We start from the raw sequence: 19,359 nt of genomic DNA on the forward strand, positions 1-19,359 counted from the left end.
AAAAAGAGCCTTTATGTGAATAAAGAGTATTTTTCACCGCTTTATTTACATAAAGGCTCTTTTTTACGGGGAGGGGGAACAATAGTTATCGGAACCTATCGGGGGGTTATCGGGATTTTTAAGATAAGTCCCGATAGGTTGAGATAAGCAGCAAAGCTAGTTATCCCTTTTAGGAGATTTCTGGGGATACGTTGGGATAACCTACCGCGCGGCCTTATTTTCTGAGACGGTTGCAGAAGCTATTGTGCTTTCCAGGCAAAGGGCTGTATCTAAGATTCTCTTGCGGAAGGACGGCCATAATGCGTGCCGTGTGCTCTTACCCCGGTGAAAAGGGTTAATTCAACTTTACCGCATGTTTTACAGGTAAAACTTTCTCGTTCTTAGGGTTCGCCCCGCATTAGAGTTCGATCACGGTATCGTCCTGCCGGGCGGGCGCATCCTCATCGTGGGTACTCACCAGCACGATTGCGGTATGGGCCGCTCGCTCAATCAGTTCCCAGACACGGGCACGGGTAGGCGCATCCAGCCCGGCGGTCGGCTCATCGAGAACCATGACGGTCGCGGGGCTCGGGGCTTTCTGCTCATTCAAGGCTTCGGCCGCCGCCAAAGTACGCGCCAAGGCGATGCGCCTGCCCTCTCCCCCGGACACGCTGCCGTTCTCACCCGCGACGGCGTCATGACATCGAGCACCACTAGAGGTAAATTCGCTTAGCCCCACCGCCTGCAGGTACCGGTCGCATATATGCACCGGAATGTCGCGCCCAAACGCCACATTCTCATGCGCGGTACCAACCAGCAGCCCAGCTTCCTGCGGCAGGTAGACAAACCGAAGAGTGCCTTGCGGTGCGCTCATCGACATATAAGCGGGGGTAGTTGTCGCACGCACACCAAGAAGCCGTTCTAAAAGCAAACTTTTTCCCGCACCGGATGCGCCACGCACCCAACATGGGCGTCCCGGCTTCACCGTATGCACACCATAGGATGTTTCACTCAGGTTGCGTGCATCCAGGCGGAGGGAAAGTTCACCTGTGGTTACGACGTAGTCGATGAGATACGCCGAATTCTCAGCGGCAGGAGTGGCTATTTTATGGTGCGCCTGCTGGTAACGCTCCGCCGAGACCGCGATGGTCGATACCCCAAAGCCGACGGCTTGGAGCGGGCCAATTGCCGCCGCGCATACTCCGATGAGTGCCACCGCAGTACCCGTAATCTGCGCCGGAGAATCTTCACCGAATAATACGGTTTTGAGCACTATTGCGAGCAGACATAGAGACAGCATCGCGCCCTGCCAGGTGTGTAACAACATGGTGTAACGGTAACTTTTGAGAGCTTTTGCTTCTACAGGCAGGCGGCCTTGGGCGTATCGGTCACGCAGAAAGGGAGCCGCCCCAAGGATTCTGCTTTCACGCCACAGGCGGAGCGTGTTTTCCAGGGTGCCGAAACTGCGCATTGAGCCGTCAAAGAATTCGCCTTGAAACTTCTGATGACGCGCAATCAGCGGCATGCTTCCAGCCAGATATAGGGCTACAAACCCGCAAAATATGCCTAGCTCCGGCACGCCACCCATCACCAGAATTGAGACAGCACCGGCGATACAACCAACCCCGGCGGGCAGAATTGAGAGGTACAAGGTGGCAAGGGTTTCGCGAATGGATGCGGCCTGCGCATCGACGGCATACGCAATTTCGGAGGCGCCTAGCATAGCGCGTGCGCGCGGGTCGGCGCCGATGCTGGTGACGAGTGCATCCGCCATATGGCGCGATTGCATTTTCTGCTCAATGAACCCGTAAGCAGGGTAGAAAAGATACCGAAAGCTCTGCCCGATGAGCCACAAAATACTGTAAAGAATCACGAGGATGGCAAGGTTTTGACGCCAGGCTTCTGGGCTTTCAAGGGTGCGCTGAACACCATAACCCAGCAGAATTGGGCAGGCGATCAGAGCGAGCGCAGAGATAATGACGGCGGCCAGTACGCTAAGGTTTTTCGGGGGTGAAGCTCGCCAGGCTAAAGTCATAACGCGAGCACAAAATATAAAATATGGTTTGAGGTATTTCACCGAGTTCTCTTTCTCTCCCGCTGCCTGACGCGGCGGGAGAATGTATTGTCGGTATGTGTGCACCTAGGCACGGTATAACGGTATATATCGTACACTTTCCTGCATATTCGTAAGGTTTAAACGTACGATATGCAGGAAAGTGTACGACTTATGGGCGATAGAGGCGGGACAGAAAGGATGCGGCAGCTACAACCGATAGAAGCCTTCCACCGCGCGGGTCAGGTATGCCATATCGTGAACGTGGCACATTTCGCGCATTGAATGCATCGACAGTAGTCCGATCCCCACGTCGATGGTGCGCATCCCCAGTCGGGTGGCGGTGATAGGTCCGATCGTGGAACCGCAGGGCATATTGTTATTCGACACGAACTCCTGATAAGGAACGTCCGCCGCCTTGCACGCCGCCGCGAAAATACCGGCACCCACCGCATCGGTTGCATATCGCTGATTCGCGTTGATCTTCAGCAGCGGTCCAGCACCGGGAAGCGGGCGCACCGTCGGGTCATGATGCCCCTGGTAGTTCGGGTTCACCAGATGCCCGGCATCCGCCGAAAGGCACACCGAATCGGCGAGCGAGCGGCGGTATTCGTCCTGGCTCTCCCCGCGAGCCTGCGAGAGCCGCACCAGCACATCCTCTAAGAACGGACCAGCGGCGCCGCTGCGGGTTTCAGAACCGATCTCTTCGTGATCGAATCCTGCAAGCATCACGGTATGCGCCGAGTCTTCGTCAGCATTCTCGGCCACATAGCGTTCTAAGGCGCACAATCCGGCATGAACCGACGAGAGATTATCCAACCTGCCCGAGGCGAAAAACTCTCCATCTCGCCCGAAACGGCGAGGTTCCTGCGCATCCGCAAAGAGCACATCGTAACCGACGATCTGCTCCGGATCGACCGAACCGCCCTCGTCGATGGTCTGCTGTGCCAAATAGGCGAGCACATCGTTCTCGGTATCATCCACGCCCCAAATGGGGTACATATTGAACTGTTTATCGAGGGTCAGCTCATTACGTTTATGGTCCAGATGAGGAGCCAGCTGCGGCACACGCGCCAACGGTCCAGTCACCACATAGCGATCCTGAAGGGTGCCGTCTTCCCGAAGTACCGTCAGGCGCCCGGCGGCGCGCAGCTCACGATCCAAAAAGGAATTAAGCAGTGCGCCACCGTAATTTTCGACGCCCATTTGATGCCATCCTGCCGCTGTCACCGATGAACTCGGCTTGAGCTTAAGCGACGGCGAATCCGTATGCGCACCCAGCACCCGGTAACCGCTCGCCTTCTGCGCCCGCCGACCGCCAGCCCAAGCGATAATCGCGCCGTCACGCATCACAAAATGCCTGCCGACGGCAACCTCATTCTGCCACGGCTCGGTTTCGTTCAGCTCGGTAAACCCCGCCGCCTGCAGGCGCCGTGCTACGGTTCGCGCCGCCAGATATGAGACGGGCGAATCGCAGACGAACTGGGCGAGGTCTTCGATATTTTTGACGGCATCAACGGTCATACTATGCGCCTACTTCTTGGGTTTGGGAATGACGGGGAACGCCGAGGTCCACGGTGAAGCGTCTGTTGATCCCTGCTTATGCGATTGTGCGGCTTCCGGCGAGATTTTCGGAATCGGAGCGGTAGCCCAGGGAACCTCTGAGGTGTTCTGGGATGCCTCCCGCTGAGCCCGCGAGGTCTGCGAAACTGCAGCCGAGCCGTCCGCAGCCGCATTCTTAGCGGATGCGCCCTGCCCGCTTTCCTTCTGCCGGGCAGCTTCTTTCTGCTGAGCTAGGGCCTGAGCCTTGGCACGCTCATAGGCCGACAAGGCATTTTGCACGGGAATGCTCATTGTGGAGGTATCCGGCGCGTAGTTCTTCGAGGAAGGGTTCTTCGTATCGTCTGACTGCGCGGCGGATGCGCTAGCGGTTCCCTTCTGCGGCGCGGCTGCATTCGACGCAGACCCGTGTGTCCCGGAGGCATGCACCGAAGAATCGGCCTGATTCGAGCCCTGCTGAGTCTTCTGCGCGGAGGCGCGTGCAGCTTTCTGCGCCGTATCCAGATCTATGCCTGACGGAGCCTTTTCCGCTGCTGCGGGGGCAACCACGGCAGGATTGAGTTCGTCGGCGATAGTCCTCGCCTGTGCAGACTGCGCGGGTTTATCGGCAGCAGGCGCTTCTTTCCCGGTTGCGTGGGCTGCGGTATTCGCGGTCGTCGGACGCTCAGCCTGGGCTGACTCGTTAGTGTGTACCGGCTTTTGAGGCTGAGTCGATTCATGAGCCTGTGCCGGTTTGGCAGTTTGCGCCGGTTTCTGGGACTGGGCTGACTCATGAGTCGGCACAGATTCCTTGGCTGGCGCAGGCTTACCGATTGGTGCAGGCTTATTAGCCGGTGCCGAACCATGAGCCGGTGAACGTTCGGGCTGCGCGGGGGCAGAAGCCTTGACCGACGTATCATTCTGCTCGCTCTTACGAGCGCCTTCCACAGGCTTCGCGGCGGGTGCCTGCGCAGCCGGTTTCTCCGCGATATTCCGCTCGGGTGCACGATGTTCCTCAGCTGCTTGCGGGTTGGTGGGGGCAGCCGAAGACGCCGATTTTACCGAAGCATTATCCTGTGCAGGATTGGCGTTCCCCGCCACAGGGGCAGCAGGTTGTACAGGTTGTGATTGTACCGGCGCCTGCGACCCTTGCGGTGCAGAAGCAGAAGTATCAGCAGCAGGTGAAGCAGCAGCATTTTTCACGGACATACCGGGCTGTGTGGCCGCGTGCGCAGCGCCCGGAGCCGGTGCTGCGGCTGGCGCATCCGAGGAAGAAACGGGCGGTTCCACGCCCATTGAAGCACCCTCAGCCGAGGAGGCGGCAGCCGCATCCTGCCCCTGGTTCAGAGCGGCTTTTCTCTTTTGCCGGTAGGTGTACATGCACACGAGCCCGGCGAAGGCAAGCTGCAGAATAAGGGCCTGCACAAAGTCAAGCGGCTGTTCCTCACGAACCGCACCAAAGGGATCCTCCAGACCCAGCAGTCCAAAGATAAAAATCGAAACATTATTCGCAATATGCAGGCCGATACCGGCTTCAAGACCGCCAGTGTACCAGCACAAGAACCCGGCGATCAGAGCCATCGTCAGCACAGAAAGCAGACCCCACAGTCCGTAACCATGCAGCACCATAAAGATAGGCGCTGGAATAATAATTGCCCAAACGGGGTTCTTCAGCCACCGGCCCACGGTCTGCATGAGATAACCGCGGAAGAGCAGTTCCTCGGCGTAGCACTGGAACGGAACTATTAGCAGAATAAGCACAATGTACAGCCAGAACATGCCGGAATTCAGCGGATGCACGCTGTTCTGCGTGGTCAAAGAACCATCCAGAGTCGCGAACCCTACATAGTAAAGACCGAAAATGAGGAACCCAAAGCCTAGGAAAACACTCAAATAGGACCACCGCATGCGGCCCGCAATGGAGTGAATCAGCCCTAAGGGTTTGAAGTTAGTAATCAGGCGCGCAATGAAAATCGCCGGAATCACCGGAATGATGGTAATAAGAAGCGCAATAAAAACAAGCGGGGTCTTAAAAACGTTCGCGTAAATACGCTGCAGATCGGTCAGGTAATCGTAAGGGACGCGCAGCATCACGGCGAATGCCAGCAGCGCAAAGCTCACCATCAGCAGGAGCACAAAATAGATGCCGGCAAACAGCAAACCCTCAAGAACCGGGGTGAACCAACGGGCACGCGGGTTCACATGCGATAACCGGTGATAGGGCAGCTCGCTGGCGCGTTCCAGAAGTTCCTTACGGGTAAGGCGGTTACTCCTGTAATACTCAGCGGAGGCGAAGGTAGACTCAGCGCCGTACCCGTAACTTTCTGCTTGATGCGGGCTCAGCATCGTGGGCATATTTTGGGTATTAGTGACTGCGCCAGGTGGTTGGTTTGTTGGAATGAACTCAGAACCGTGATGTCCGGGTTCCTGCTGGTGATTAGTGCTCATAGTATCCATAATAGAGGGGACCCTCCCCCGAATGTCACACCGGGGCCATCTGTGCGGGTTGCCTTACGGTGTAATAATTTACCTGCCTATGAACTTTTCGGGCTTATATTTTATGGGAAATATGCCATAATTTGAGGGTTACCGTAGTTTAAAATTTGAGGCTACTCGTGCCTACGCTTCCGGGTGTTTTTGGCGCCAGTAGTGAAGGAAGGTTCAGATGGCTCTCGTCTTCAATCCGCCCCCAAATTGGCCCAAACCGCCTGCCGGGTGGTCTCCTACCCCGACGTGGCGGCCCGATCCCGCATGGGGTCCTGTTCCCGAAGGTTGGCAGCTGTGGATTGAGGAGCCCGAGCCTGAGAATGAGCAGGCACCCTCGACGGCGGAATCTTCATCTGCCGCATCGGGCTCTTCTGAGGGTTCTTCCAGCGCGAAGCCCTCGCCATCGTCAAGCTCTGAGCAGAGCGGTGAGTCTGCGCAGGATTCCGCCCCGAAGCAGCGTACCGCGCCGACCATTTCCGAACAGTTTGCCGAGCAGAAAACTTCCCATCAGCAGACCCCTGAGCAGAAGACTCAGGCGGAGTCTGCCCATGTTCAGGATGCGGCGTCAGCCGGTTCCGAGTCGCGCGAGGTCGCGGGTGAGCGTGCGGGCACATCCGGTCCCGGTGCAGCGGCAGGCTCTTCAGCCGATTCGCAGGTGCGTTCCGAGCAGAGCGTTTCTGAGACCCCCGTGAACCGTCAGAGCGGCACTGCCGAGGCTCCAAAGCCTCAGGTTTCGGAGCCTACTCGCGAGACCGCTCGCGATACCCATAACGCCCCATCCACGCCGGACACGAGCGCACAGCAGCCGGGAGTCGCGCAGGGTTCGGGTGTTTCTTACGATGCACGAGAGCCCCTCAGCGACGCACAGGATTCTCAGGGGTCCGCAAGTTCTGCCACTGCAGCAGGTGCCGAACGGCCCGAGGCTGCACGACAGGAGTCTGTATCTTCAGAATCCACACAGCAGCAGGTTCTTTCACGCGAGTCGCGCCCCGAGCAGTCTTCGGGTCCGTCTCAGGGTGAGCCTACGGATGCGCGCCCCCAGTCCGATGCGCGCGATTTGGCTGATTCGCGTGGTACCGAGGCTCAGGCATCTTCCCGACCGGCTACTCCCCCGCGCGGCACTTCCCAGGTTCCTCCCACGCAGCAGCGTTTTGAGGGACAGTCTCAGGCTCCCGTGAATCAGCAGCAGTCGGGCTTTGCCGCGCAGAGTTCTCAAGAGCAGAACGCTCAGAACCGGGGTCAGCAGTCTCAGCCTCAGCAGCCCGCTCAGTCTCAACACGTTACTCAGACTCAACAGCCCGGGCAATCTCAGCAGCCGCAGTCTTTTGAGGCCCAGCGTCAGCAAGAATTTGCCCAGCGTCAGCAACAGGAGTCTACACAGCGCCAGCAGAACTTCAATCAACAGCAGGGCTCTGGCTCTGATCAGCCTCAGCAGGATTTTGCGCAGCGTCAGCAACAGGAGTCTACACAGCGCCAACAGAGCTTCAACCAGCAACAGCAGGGCTCTGAGCAGCGTCAAGGTTTTGTGCAGCAGAACCAGGGCTCCGAGCAGCAGGGATTTGCCGGGCAGAACGCTCAGCAGCGAAGCGCTCAAGCGCAGGATCCGCGAACCCAGAGTACCCAAAGCCAGGGCGCTCAGAACCGAGACACCCAGGGTCAGAGTGCCCCGAACCAGGGTTCGCAGGCGCAGCAGTCCCAGAGTCGAGAGCAGCAGAGCCAGCAGGGGTTCGCTCAGCCGCAGTCTCAGCAGCAGCAATCCGGCCAGGCGCGACCCGGACAATCCCAGCCAGGATATTCTCAGTCCGGTCAGCCTCAGCAGGGACAACAGCCTCAGCAGGGTCAGGATCGGTCACGCTCGGGCTTCGGTGCAGGTGCCGCCGCTGGTGCTGTCGCAGGCGCCGCAGCGGGCGCGGGTGCAGCGGCCTCCTCCGGGGCGGGCGCATCCGGCGCTTCGGCTCAGCAGCAGGGTTCTCAGAACCAAAATACGCAGAGTCAGAATGCCCAACAGGATCAGAGCTCTCAGTCGGGACAGAATCAGCAGCACTCGGTGCAGAACGCTTCGAACCAGCAGGGTAACCAGTTCCAGGGGCAGGGTCAGCCCAACCAGTTCCAGGGCTCGCAGTCGCAGCAGAACCAGCCTCAGCAGGGTCAGTACCAGGCCGGTCAATCGCAGCAGTTCCAGCAGCAGAACGATGCTCAGAATAATAACGTTCAGAACAGCGGTTTTGCTCAGGGTTCGTACAATCAGAACCAGTCGAACCAGAATCAGCAATACTCCGAGTCAAACACCTCGGATGCGCTCAACGGGTTCACTGCGGCGGCAGCATCCGGGTTCAGCGATTCACCGTATGCAAACGGTCAGACTCCCTTCAACCAGCCCGAGAAGCCGAAGCGCCCGTTCTTTGCGACTCCCGCCGGGTGGAGCGTCATCGCCGGTGCTGTGGCGCTGTTGATTATTATCATTCTGGTACTGATTTTCACCCTGCCGCGCGGATCTTCCAATGCAGCAGCATCGGAAAGCCCCGCCGAGTCATCATCGGCAGCCTCGGCATCGTCAGAGAGCTCGGCAAGCTCATCGCCCGCCGAGCTGAAGAATGTTGAAGCAAAACTGCCCAGCGGCGATTTCAAGGAGTACAAGGGCAAAGATAAGCAGACCATCGATATCGAGAAGCCCAAGGGCAACGATTCGAAGGCTATCGTCTACTATGAGTTCACCCCCTCCAAAGAATCCAACTCGCGCCACTCCTTGGAGGGGCGCACGGGGGACGATAAAACTTCCAGCTTCGCTCTTTACACTTCCGCACTGACCAAAGATAAAATCTCGGGCACCCTGTGGATGGACTTGAAGACTTCCAGCCCCACCCGCAAGGTAAATGTCGATAGTGAGGGCGAGTGGCTTATTCGCGTCTACGATGCTTCCTCCGCACCCAAGATTTCTAAGGGCGAGAAGATCAGCGCCGCGTTCAACTCCTACGCCGTGATCTACTCGGGCGGCTCGGGTACTTTGGAGGCTGGCTACGAGCGCAGGCCGGTAATGAACCTGCGCGTGATGGATGCGGCCCGCTCGAACGATGTTATCTTGGAGTCCAGTACCTCAGAGTTCCAGGGCACCGCGAAGTTTGACGCTTCCGAAGATGTTTACTTGGCAATTAACTCCTTCCAGGGCACCTGGAACGTCGGTATTCGCTAAGTAGCCGATAACTTCTTGGTCTAAACCGAGATAGAGAAGACCCCCGCATTGTGATCAACGATGCGGGGGTCTTCTGCGCGGTTCGCAAGGCTATGCCGAGTTCGGGGCGTTTGCCGACTCTGCGGCGGGTTTGACCGAAGCGCTGCGTGCTCTCGGGGTGAGGACCGCCCACCCCCACAGCAGAACGGTCACGATAAAGAGGCACACGATCGGCGTGCCACCCAGCGCAACACCCGGCGCAGCCAAGAATTCGAGCCCGTTCATATTCCACTGGGTCATGCCGCCGAGCACGCGCGGGGAAATATAGAGCCCCACAACGCCCACCCAGGTCAAGATGCGCGCCACAGTCATCGCAGCGGGCGGCAGGTATGTGAAGAACTCGCCGAATGCATCCACAATAAGCACGAGGACCAGAAGCGGCAGAAGCACGTTATGATGCGACCAGCTGATCGGCGAGAGGCTGACCATGAGGAACCCGGTCACGGCAACCTGGGCGAGAACCTTGTTGCGGCGTTCGAGCTGATAGAGAATCGCGGCGGTGAGCACGACGGAGAGCGCAGCCAGCAGGTAGAAACAGAGCTTGGCGGCGGTTCCGTTCAGCCCATAGTGCATGAGCCAGCCCTGAATCGAAATATTATCGACGAAGTTAATATCGCCCACACGCGAAGGATCTGAAACCGCGTGGAACCAGTACTGCGGGGCTTCTTGCGGCAGCAGCACAAAGCCGAGGGCAATGGTGGCGAGGAAGGTTGCACCGAGGGTGATAATGCCCTTCCAGTCGCGGCGCACCAGCAGAATAAGTCCGAATACGAGCGGGGTCAGTTTCAAACCGCCAGCGATACCGATAAGTACTCCGCGCGGCACACGTGTTGCCGGGCGCAGAAAATCGGCAAGAATTAGCACCATAATGATGGGGTTAATCTGCATAAGGTCGAAGGTACGCCGCCAGGGGCCGCAGAGCATTACCACTATGGTGAGTGCGGCGATCGTGCCGTAACGCCCGAGCTTATCCTGAAGCGGTAAGGGTCGGTTATTCGCATTGGCATAGGAGTACATGATGCTGGAGAGCCACCAGGCGGCGGCGGTCGTAATAAGCACCATAATCGCCATACCTACCTTGAGCGGTATGAAGGCGAACGGCAGGAAGACTAGCGCCGCAAAGGGCGGGTAGGTGAACGGCAAATCCAGCACGCCGATGCTCACCATAGCGCGCCCATAAAGTTCTTTGTCGAAGCCTTCATTATCGAAAATGGTCATGGCACCCATGCGGTAGATCGAAAAATCCAGACCGCCGTAGGTGTTCACGAAGGCTTCAAAAATATAGCCGCCCACCACCATGAGGATGAGCGCCGCTACTGCAAGTTTGCCCAGAACCGGAGTCTGGGCGCGGGATTCAGTCATGGCGTATTAGTACCTGTCTTACTGAGCTGAAGTTCTCGCCCTTTAGTGTAGCGTGGATATTCTGTTCGCCGAAAGATTATATTCCTCTTCGGGCATATACCCAGATGAGAGCCTGTCTTTCTGGGGTGACATCTGCTTACGTTAAATACATTGCTTGGGGCGTGGGATGCACACGCCAATCGCTGATGTGCAGCGAATACGGTTCCTCACCCTATGCGAACAAGCCATCCACGTTATATTCCAAATACAAAATATATACTAGTCAGAAGTCTTTTCCGAAGATTTTTTGGGCTCAGATTTCGTGCTGTCGTGAGTCTTATCCTGAGAGCTCTGCCCGGAAGACTCGGCGCCTTCACGCGGCTTCACCTTCGCCACCAAGTGCGTACCGCGTTGAGCTCGGGCGCGCCGCAGTCCATGACCTGCCGATTTTGTTGCCGCCGAAGATTTCGCCGCAGGTTTTTCATCGGTTTTTACGGAGGCGGTATCATCGCTGCCCTCGGCGGGCGCATCCTGATCGGAAGATTCGGGATCTTCGCTATCGTCCTGAACCTTCGCCTTCTTGGGCATCTCGGCGATGCGCACCGCAACCTCTAAGGCAAGCACCGCAAACGACGCATAGTAGACGATAATCGAGGGGTACAGATAAGGATTTTTCTGATTTACCCCCACCATCGTGACGGCGAAAACTGCCAGCTCAAGGACCACCACCACAAGCTGTTTGGCAGACCCTCCCGGATTCCTCATCATCAGGTACAACGCCATCAGCGTAAAGAGAACGGGAAAGAAGATCTGCCCCGCCACCGCCATTCCATCTTGGTCGTAAGCGTAAATAGCGAGCGCTTGCATCACAGCGGAAACAGCGGCGAGGGGGGCGAGAGTCAGATACTTCATAGGGCTATTCTAGCGTTTACCACTCGCCGGCACCTTACTGTATGACGGCTCACGCAAAGCCAAAATTCGCATGAATCGGGCAATATAATGGAACTATATGCACTGTGACTAAAAGCGATCGAAAGACAACACCGTGAGCGAGAATCCCCATAACCCCACTCCCTCGGGTTCTGACTCAGAAGGATCAACCGGCCGCGATACCGGTCGTGGCGGCGCATCCTCAAAGCCGAGCGCGGCGCAAAATTCTGCACGGTCCGGGGCCGATGTTTCAGGTTCCGGCAACGATGGACTCACAATTGGGATGCGCCCCACCGAGCTTCCCGGTGCCTCGCTAACGCCCGAGGAGATTGCTAAGCGCGCCTCCGGTCGGGGCAGTTGGCACCGCCGCGCATCGAAACCGGTATCGTACTGGATTTTTGGCGTTATTATCGCAATTCTGGTGCATCGCTTTATCCCCAAGGGCGGCTGGCTGATCGTGCATATGGTGACTCTGGGGCTGATTACGAATTCGATTCTGATCTGGAGCCAGCACTTCACCGAAGCGCTCATGAAGATTAAAATTCCTGATTCGGCCCGCGGTATTCAGATCACACGTATTTTTGCGCTTAACGGCGGTATTGTGCTGCTGATGGCGGGCATGATTCTGCAGGATCTCATGCCGCAGTTCTATCCCCTGACGGTTGTCGGGGCGCTGGTGGTGGGTGCTATGGTCGCCTGGCATGGCTATGCGCTTCTTCGCCAGGTCAAACAGGCGCTTCCCTCGCGGTTTGGCGCCACGATTCGTTTCTATATCGCTGCGGCGTTCCTGCTTCCCGTCGGTGCCGTACTGGGCGCGATGACGGCTCTGCCTGGTTTGCGGGGCACGCTGCATTCGCAGTTTATGCTCGCGCATGAGGCCGTGAATGTTCTCGGGTTCGTGGGTATTACGGTGGTTGGTACCCTTATTACCTTCTGGCCTACGATGCTGCGCACCAAGATGGTCGAAAACGCTTTGGGAACCAGCGTGCGCGCCCTCATTCTGATGTGTGTGGGCGTTGGGGTTACCACGCTCGCTTCACTCTTCGGGATGCGCCCCCTCGCGGGCGCGGGCCTGCTCGTGTATCTGCTGGGGCTGCTGATCGTGGCGTGGGTGATGGTGCGAACCCTTCGTACGAAGCGTCCCACAGAGTTCCCACCAATGTCGGTGGGTGCAGGTTTTATCTGGCTTATTATCGGCGTGGTGTGGACTGCTGGCTTGGTGTTTACCACCCCGTTTGAGGAGCTTCGCATGAGCGAGGTTACCCCCATTTTCGTGGCGGGTTTCCTGCTTCAGGTGCTTCTGGGGGCTATGAGTTACCTGCTTCCCCAGCGTATGGGCGGCGGTCCCGCCGTGGTGCGCGCATCCAATAAGGAGTTTAGTAGGCTTGCCGCCGGGCGTGTGACGGTTGTGAACTTGAGCCTTATTATTTTTATGCTGCCGAATGCGCTTACGGGTTCTTGGGTGAAGGTCGCTGTCTCTGCCGTGGGTGCGCTCGGTTTGGCTTCGTTCCTGCCGTTTATGGTGCGCGGCGTTAAGGCTTCGGTCAATACCCGTAAAGAGATGATGGCTGCGCGGGCGCGCGGTGAGAAGCCTGTCCCTGTTACGGAGGTCAAACAGGAACCTGTGAATCATACCCGGCAGACCCTTTTCGGTGCGCTTGCTGTGATTCTGGCGCTGACCTTGGGTATTGCGGCCGATCCCAGCTCGGTAGGCTTCAACTTTATAGGTGGTTCTACGGCGACCGGCACGGGGCAGACCACAACGCTGAAGGTCAAGGCGACCTCAAATTACCGGTTTACGCCCGATACCGCGCAGGTTCCGGTGGGTAACCGCCTGGTGATTGAGGTGACGAACGACGATCAGGGTATGACCCACGACCTCACCTTCGCCAACGGCGCGAAAACCGGAACGCTGAACCCCGGCGAGACTAAGAGCGTGGATGTTGGCGTGGTGACCTCCGACCTTGAGGGCTGGTGCTCGGTTGCCGGGCACCGCCAGCAGGGCATGGTATTTCATGTGAAAACCACCGGCAATAACCTGCAGGCGAACGGGCATCACGGGGGTGGTTCCGGCGGTAATAACGGGTCAAATGGCTCGGGCACAAACACGAATCTGCTGACCGCGCAGAACGCGAATATTGATATGCACGCATCCCCCGGCAAAGATCATGAGCGCCGTGACCCGGTGCTGCGTCCCGTGCCTGCGGGCGAGAAACGTGACGGTAAGACTGTTCACAAGATGACCATGGATGTGCAGGAGCTCGACCGTGAAATTGCACCCGGGCTTGATGTGAAGGCATGGACATTCAACGGTTCGTATATGGGCCCGGTGCTGCACGGTAAGCTGGGCGATGTCTTCGAGATTACCCTGGAGAACAACGGTTCGATGGGGCATTCGCTCGACTTCCACGCGGGCATGGTTTCGCCCGATAACACGATGAAAACCATTGCTCCGGGCGAGAAGCTGACCTACCGTTTTGAGGCTACCGGCTCTGGTATTTGGCTGTACCACTGCTCGACCGCGCCCATGAGTCTGCATATGGCGGCGGGCATGTACGGTGCCGTGATTATCGACCCGCCGGATCTGGAACCGGTAGATCATGAGTATGTGATGGTTCAGAATGAAACATACCTGACCGATACGGGGCAGACTGCGGCTGACGGCAATAAGCTCGCCGAAGTTTCCTCTGATGGCATTGCGGCGGGCACCCCCTCGCTCACTATGTTCAATGGGCACGCCACCCAGTATGTGAATCAGCCTTTGGAGGTGAAAACCGGCGAGCGTGTGCGCATCTGGCTGCTGGCTGCGGGACCGTCGAAGGGCATGAGTTTCCACGTGGTCGGCTCACAATTTGACACCGTGTATAAGGAAGGCGGCTACCTGCTTCGGGACGGCAGAGATCCGTATGGGGAAACCGGCGGTCACTCGCAGGCCCTCGATCTGGACTCGGCGCAGGGTGGTTTTGTTGAGATGCAGTTCCGCGAACCCGGCACGTACACGTTCGTGAATCACCAGTTCGCCGAGATGGAACGCGGCGCTATGGGGCACATCAAGGTGACGGATAAGTAGTCCGGGCAGTCGGGGAGGTGGCGGGATTATCGCTGTCGACTCCCTGCCCCCCCCCTTACTGTCTTCCCACACTTTTGTCATGGTTACGGTCGTTTGACAAAAGCACAACCATGACAAAAGTATGGGCTCAGCGTAGACTAGCTAGCTGCCGAGTCCTTCCACCGGCGACATCCGAGCCGACCGTGCCGCCGGCAGAGCGGATGCAACCAGCGCCGAAGCAAGACCTACCAGCAATATCAACGCCAGACCCAGATACGGCAGATCCGGCACGAAATCCACCTTTTGGTCTGTTGCAGCAAGCACCACCTTTGCGCTCACGCTACCGATAAAGACGCCCCCAAGGATACCCAACGCCACCGCGCCGAGGGTGATTAGTACCGCCTCCGCCGAAATCATGCGGCGCAGCTGCTTGCGGGAGAGCCCCAACGCGCGCAGCATCGCATTCTCGCGGCGGCGTTCATTGACCGAGAGAGTCATCGTATTTGCCACGCCGATCACCGAGATCACCACGGCAAGGGCGAGAAGACCCAGGGTGATCCCCAGCATAACCGTCAGAACCTGATCGAGCTGACCGCGCTGTTGCAAACCGCCGGTGAACTCGTTGCCGTCATTAGCCTTATTAAGCTGATCCTGTAGCGCGGAGTTCTCAGTAGCGGTCAGCGGGGATTTAGCGTGTACCAGCACCATAGTCTCCGCCCCGGCTGAGGGATTCATACCCCCTGGGGCAGCGGATGCGCCCCGCTGCCCCTGCGCGGCTGAGCCTTGGGGCTGTTCCCCAGCTTCTCCAGGCTGCTGCAGAGTCAAGGGCTGCGGGTCATCCGGGTTCTGCAGTTTAGCACCGGTGGCTGGGTTCACCACGTACAGATTCGCGATCTTACTGGTCGACTTAATAGGCTTGAGTTCAATCTCTCCCAAGGGCCCGCGTGCCTTCAGGCGGGTGGAATCGTCAAAGCCCGCATCTTTATACAGAGATTCGGGCACAAGCACCGTGTTATCTTCAGTCGGGTACTTGCCCTCAGCCGGAATAACCTTGGCGAAGTCTTCCTGACTGAGCGCCACCATACTCGCGGTGTTGCTCATTGACTGGCTGCCGTCTTTCGACGTGAGGGTGTACTCTAGGGCACCGGCGGCTGGAGCCACCGCAACGCTTTCGACATTCTTAATCCCCTGCACTTTATCGGCAACCGAGTGCGCCTTAGCAAGGCTCTCAGCTCCCGTGCCGCCACCGGTCCCGTAGGTTGCCGTCGCCGAGACGGGATAGGCACGTTCCATGGACTTCGCCGTCGATGCAGTCATGATGGAGTACCCGCTCAGTACTGCAGACACCACGAGCACACCCACCAATACGGCACGCCCGGTCGAAACCGTGCGCTTAGGCGAACGCAGCGCGTTAGCGACTGCCAGATTCCCGGTCTGGGAGCGAATCACCGAACCAAACACGCGAATCAGCGGCGGCAACAACCACGGCAGGAGTAAGAACACGGCAACGCCCAAAAGCAACGCCGCAACCATGACCAACAGCACCCCAGCGCTGCTTTGTTGCGCACCTGCATCCGGGGCACTGGTCAGACTCAGCGACTGCCACACTGCTGCTGCCCCTGCCAGGGCGGCAATCAGGCCCAGGATCAGACCCGCAATGCCCGGCTTCTTCACGGCTTGGGCGGTACCCTCCCCCAAGGCGCTGATGGGCGAAATATTTAGGGCGCTACGTGCCGGGACGAGCGATGCAACAACCGTCACGAGCGTGCAGACCACCACACCCACCACGAACGCCAGCGGGTTATACGAGACCATGAAATCTTTAAACAACACACCGGCGAGCGCCGCGACCGGGTAAACGAGCGCAGCGCCGATAGCGGAGAAAATGACTCCCACCACGAGCGCCTCAACTAAGAGCATGCGCACCAGGGATTTCCCGTGCGCCCCCAGGGTGCGCAGTAGCGCCAACTCGCGGATGCGTTGACCGACCAGCACTGCGAACGTATTCGAGATAACGAAAGATGAGACCAGCAGGGCGAGCGCCGCGAACGCCCCTAGAATCACGCCGATAAAGGCAAAGAATTGTGATGTTTCTTCTTTGAGATCCTGCAGGTACTCCCCACCTGACTTCGCCACGGGTTCGGTATTCTGATCACCGGTAGCTAGCTTTTTCTGTAGCTCGGTGCGTGCGTGGGCGTCATCGTCGCCTTTGAACTGGACGAACATCATGCTTGGATACGGTAGCTGCGACGCCTCCCTAGATGTCGGGTCAAGCTGTTTGAGCGCTTCATCTGCCGCGTTCTGATAGGAGGTACCACCAATATAAACGCTGTCGTTCGAGAGTGAGCCGGAGAACCCGGTGTCGAAAATACCAGCAATGGTGTATTCCTTAGTGGCACCGGTGTTAGGGTCGGTAATAGCTGCCACAACATCCGGTGAGGTCACCGTTGAGCCAAGGTGCAGGTTGTGTTTCTCGGCGAAGTCTTTTGAGATCAACAGCTCGGTGTCTGTGCCCGGCAGTTTGCCGTCAATGGGGAAGGGGAAGAGCTCGGTGTCGGTGGGTGCCTGTGCATACTGTACCTTTACTGAGTCTTCTCCGGTGCCGAGTTTACCCTGCCCGTCATATATGACCCAGGTCCGCTGAACCGAAGGGTCGTTGGTGATCGTGTCAAGATTTTCGGGCGTGAGATAACGGTTTGCCGTGTAATTATTTGGAGCGTTAGCTCCCGCCGAAAGGACCACGTTATCGTCCTCTGAGAACATATCTCCCATAGCGGCATCCATAGTTCCCTGTAGCGAACTGAGGAGCACAATAATGGCGGCAATAAAGAATGAGGCAACCGCTATGCCGATGCCGGTCAGAACGTACTTACCTTTAGAAGCACGCAGGTTAGAGCGCGCCACCGTATTCAGATTGGTGGATGTATTAGATCGTTTGGACATAGTAGACATGCGGCTATTTCCCCTCCTGTCAGACGTACGAGTGCTTTACCCTTCCAGCTGTCCCATCGCCTGCAGCACAGCATCATGCGTAGGATTCAGCATATCCCCAGCAATCGCACCATCCTTTAAAAACACCACACGATCAGCATACGAAGCAGCATGCGCATCATGGGTGACCATCAGAATCGTCTGCTTCTGCTCAGTGGCGGCATCCCGCAATAGCCTGAGCACCTCAGCACCCGAATTTGAGTCGAGGTTACCGGTGGGTTCATCAGCAAACACCACCTCCGGGCGCGAGAGCAGCGCACGTACAATAGCAACACGCTGCTGCTGACCACCTGAAAGCTGTTCGGGGCGATGACCTAACCGATCCGACAGACCAAGGGTTTTGACCAGGTATTCACGCCAAACCGGGTCTGGCTTCTTACCCGCCAACCCCAGCGGTAAATCAATGTTCTGCCCGGCGGTCAGGGTAGGCACCAGGTTAAACGCCTGGAAGATAAACCCCACGTGCTCACGCCGGAACTCGGTCAGCTGGTTATCCTTCTGCCCGTACAGTTCGGTGGTACCAATACGGATGCTGGTCTCTGGAATATGATCGGGAGTATCCAGTGTGGCGAGGGTTTGCATCAGTGTTGATTTACCCGAACCTGAAGGTCCCATAATTGCGGTGAACTTACCCCGCTCAAAATCAATAGTGACATTATTCAGGGCGTGTACAGTTGCCTCACCCCGACCGTAGGTTTTGAACAGGTTTTTGGTGGATACCGCTGGAGTTTCAGCGGTGGTTTCTGCAGTAGTCATATTCTTAATTGTTACAGTCACCCACCGCAAAACCCTGTATTTATAACGGAAGGGAAAACCCCTATATATTTATAGTTTCCACGGATACCATTAAAGAAAAACCCTCAGTGCTTACACCGATGGCGAGGTTGACTCCGTGGCAAAATTTCGTAAATACGCTCTCATAGCACTAGCGATTGTGGCGTTCTTGACCCTGATGTTCCTGCTTTATAAAGGCACACAGCGGAACGAGGCTACACCCAACAGAACGGCGACCCCCAGCGTATCCACAAGTTCCGCGCCGGTATCGAGCGCCCCGGTACAGACCCCGCAGGTTTCTGAGCAGAGCGCGCAGGCGGCACCCGCACCGGAACAGCCGCAGCAGTCGCAGGGAGCGCAGGATTCGCCCTCGGAATCTGCTTCGCCATCCGCAACAGATACTGCCAAACCGTCGCCGAGCACTTCATCTGACGCTGGGCAGGAACAACATAAAGCCGATGCTACAAGCGCCGCCCCCAGTGCCAGTGGGTCTGCCAGCGCATCCCCGGGGAAAGAACCCACATGCCCGGAGGACGTCTCCTACCAGCAGGTTGCAGATGGAGAGGCTGACTGCACGTTCGACTATTCTAAGGTGCGCCTGAAGACTATGCAGGAGGCGGAGCAGTACGCACGTAAATGGCTCTACCCCGAACCCGGCACCTATATTCAGGTGCGGGATTACCGCGAAGCTAAGGTCAAGATTCCGGGTATGGATAAGCCACAGAGCGTATTTGTTGTTCGCGCGGTCGAGCGTTCTTCGGGGGATCAAGGCGGCAGCGGATCCGTCACCTGGAGCGTTATCTGGCCCAACGGCTACTATCTCACCAGCGATGACCTCCCCGACGGTATTGAGGCTCGGTAGGTTCTGGCATATCGGTTCTTGCCTACCCCTTCATTCCTGTGCAGATACTAACGCTTAAACAAAGGGGCGAATGGAGACAGGAATTTTGCTTTCCGGTCCGTGAAAACCGCGCCAGTCGGGCTTAC

At 57.5% G+C, this 19,359-nt stretch carries 10 protein-coding genes; 3 read left to right on the top strand and 7 right to left on the bottom strand.

Annotation, left to right across the window (positions count from 1 at the left end; all coding sequences use genetic code 11):
• Positions 1–397: 397 nt before the first annotated feature.
• From HMPREF2756_RS06435 to HMPREF2756_RS06445, 3 genes are all read right to left on the bottom strand, one after another.
• Positions 398–2,056 (bottom strand): ATP-binding cassette domain-containing protein, encoded by a 1,659-nt coding sequence (locus tag HMPREF2756_RS06435; RefSeq protein WP_070619623.1) that lies wholly within the window; start codon positions 2,054–2,056, stop codon positions 398–400.
• 186 nt (positions 2,057–2,242) lie between these two features.
• Positions 2,243–3,556, bottom strand: coding sequence for a M18 family aminopeptidase (locus HMPREF2756_RS06440; RefSeq protein WP_070619458.1), 1,314 nt, complete (start codon positions 3,554–3,556; stop codon positions 2,243–2,245).
• 9 nt (positions 3,557–3,565) lie between these two features.
• Positions 3,566–6,019: a CPBP family glutamic-type intramembrane protease gene (locus tag HMPREF2756_RS06445; RefSeq protein WP_246825866.1), complete on the bottom strand. Its 2,454-nt coding sequence runs from the start codon at positions 6,017–6,019 to the stop codon at positions 3,566–3,568.
• Positions 6,020–6,236: 217 nt separating this feature from the next.
• On the opposite strand from HMPREF2756_RS06445, the gene HMPREF2756_RS06450 reads away from it, so the two are divergent.
• Positions 6,237–9,248 (top strand): hypothetical protein, encoded by a 3,012-nt coding sequence (locus tag HMPREF2756_RS06450; protein ID WP_070619463.1) that lies wholly within the window; start codon positions 6,237–6,239, stop codon positions 9,246–9,248.
• Positions 9,249–9,338: 90 nt separating this feature from the next.
• Here the strand turns inward: HMPREF2756_RS06450 and HMPREF2756_RS06455 are convergent, their stop codons facing one another.
• Both HMPREF2756_RS06455 and HMPREF2756_RS06460 read right to left on the bottom strand, forming a co-directional pair.
• Complete coding sequence (locus HMPREF2756_RS06455; RefSeq protein WP_070619465.1) at positions 9,339–10,649, bottom strand: glycosyltransferase family 87 protein; 1,311 nt, start codon at positions 10,647–10,649, stop codon at positions 9,339–9,341.
• Between the two features lie 258 nt (positions 10,650–10,907).
• On the bottom strand, positions 10,908–11,540 hold the full coding sequence (locus HMPREF2756_RS06460; RefSeq protein WP_070619469.1) for a hypothetical protein: 633 nt from the start codon (positions 11,538–11,540) through the stop codon (positions 10,908–10,910).
• Positions 11,541–11,673: 133 nt separating this feature from the next.
• Here HMPREF2756_RS06460 and HMPREF2756_RS06465 point away from each other — a divergent pair, with 133 nt between their 5' ends.
• Positions 11,674–14,628, top strand: coding sequence for a multicopper oxidase domain-containing protein (locus tag HMPREF2756_RS06465; RefSeq protein ID WP_371440703.1), 2,955 nt, complete (start codon positions 11,674–11,676; stop codon positions 14,626–14,628).
• A 141-nt stretch (positions 14,629–14,769) separates the two neighbouring features.
• Here HMPREF2756_RS06465 and HMPREF2756_RS06470 read toward each other — a convergent pair whose 3' ends face one another.
• Both HMPREF2756_RS06470 and HMPREF2756_RS06475 read right to left on the bottom strand, forming a co-directional pair.
• Entirely contained in the window at positions 14,770–17,559 is a 2,790-nt protein-coding gene (locus HMPREF2756_RS06470; RefSeq protein ID WP_083301683.1) for an ABC transporter permease, read from the bottom strand.
• Between the two features lie 36 nt (positions 17,560–17,595).
• Positions 17,596–18,354, bottom strand: coding sequence for an ABC transporter ATP-binding protein (locus tag HMPREF2756_RS06475; RefSeq protein ID WP_070619472.1), 759 nt, complete (start codon positions 18,352–18,354; stop codon positions 17,596–17,598).
• Between the two features lie 136 nt (positions 18,355–18,490).
• Between HMPREF2756_RS06475 and HMPREF2756_RS06480 the strand changes: the two genes are divergently transcribed.
• Positions 18,491–19,234 carry a peptidoglycan-binding protein gene (locus HMPREF2756_RS06480; RefSeq protein ID WP_070619474.1) on the top strand — a complete coding sequence of 248 codons (744 nt, stop codon included), beginning with the start codon at positions 18,491–18,493 and terminating at the stop codon, positions 19,232–19,234.
• Positions 19,235–19,359 lie beyond the last annotated feature (125 nt).

Source organism: Rothia sp. HMSC067H10 (genome assembly GCF_001810635.1).
GTDB classification, from domain to species: domain Bacteria; phylum Actinomycetota; class Actinomycetes; order Actinomycetales; family Micrococcaceae; genus Rothia; species Rothia dentocariosa.

Excerpts from the sequence above, each read along its gene's own strand:
- HMPREF2756_RS06475 (WP_070619472.1), bottom strand. The coding sequence starts at position 18,354 with ATGACTACTGCAGAAACCACCGCTGAAACTCCAGCGGTATCCACCAAA.
- HMPREF2756_RS06460 (WP_070619469.1), bottom strand. The coding sequence starts at position 11,540 with ATGAAGTATCTGACTCTCGCCCCCCTCGCCGCTGTTTCCGCTGTGATG.
- HMPREF2756_RS06445 (WP_246825866.1), bottom strand. The coding sequence starts at position 6,019 with ATGAGCACTAATCACCAGCAGGAACCCGGACATCACGGTTCTGAGTTC.
- HMPREF2756_RS06455 (WP_070619465.1), bottom strand. The coding sequence starts at position 10,649 with ATGACTGAATCCCGCGCCCAGACTCCGGTTCTGGGCAAACTTGCAGTA.
- HMPREF2756_RS06440 (WP_070619458.1), bottom strand. The coding sequence starts at position 3,556 with ATGACCGTTGATGCCGTCAAAAATATCGAAGACCTCGCCCAGTTCGTC.
- HMPREF2756_RS06450 (WP_070619463.1), top strand. The coding sequence starts at position 6,237 with ATGGCTCTCGTCTTCAATCCGCCCCCAAATTGGCCCAAACCGCCTGCC.
- HMPREF2756_RS06470 (WP_083301683.1), bottom strand. The coding sequence starts at position 17,559 with ATGTCTACTATGTCCAAACGATCTAATACATCCACCAATCTGAATACG.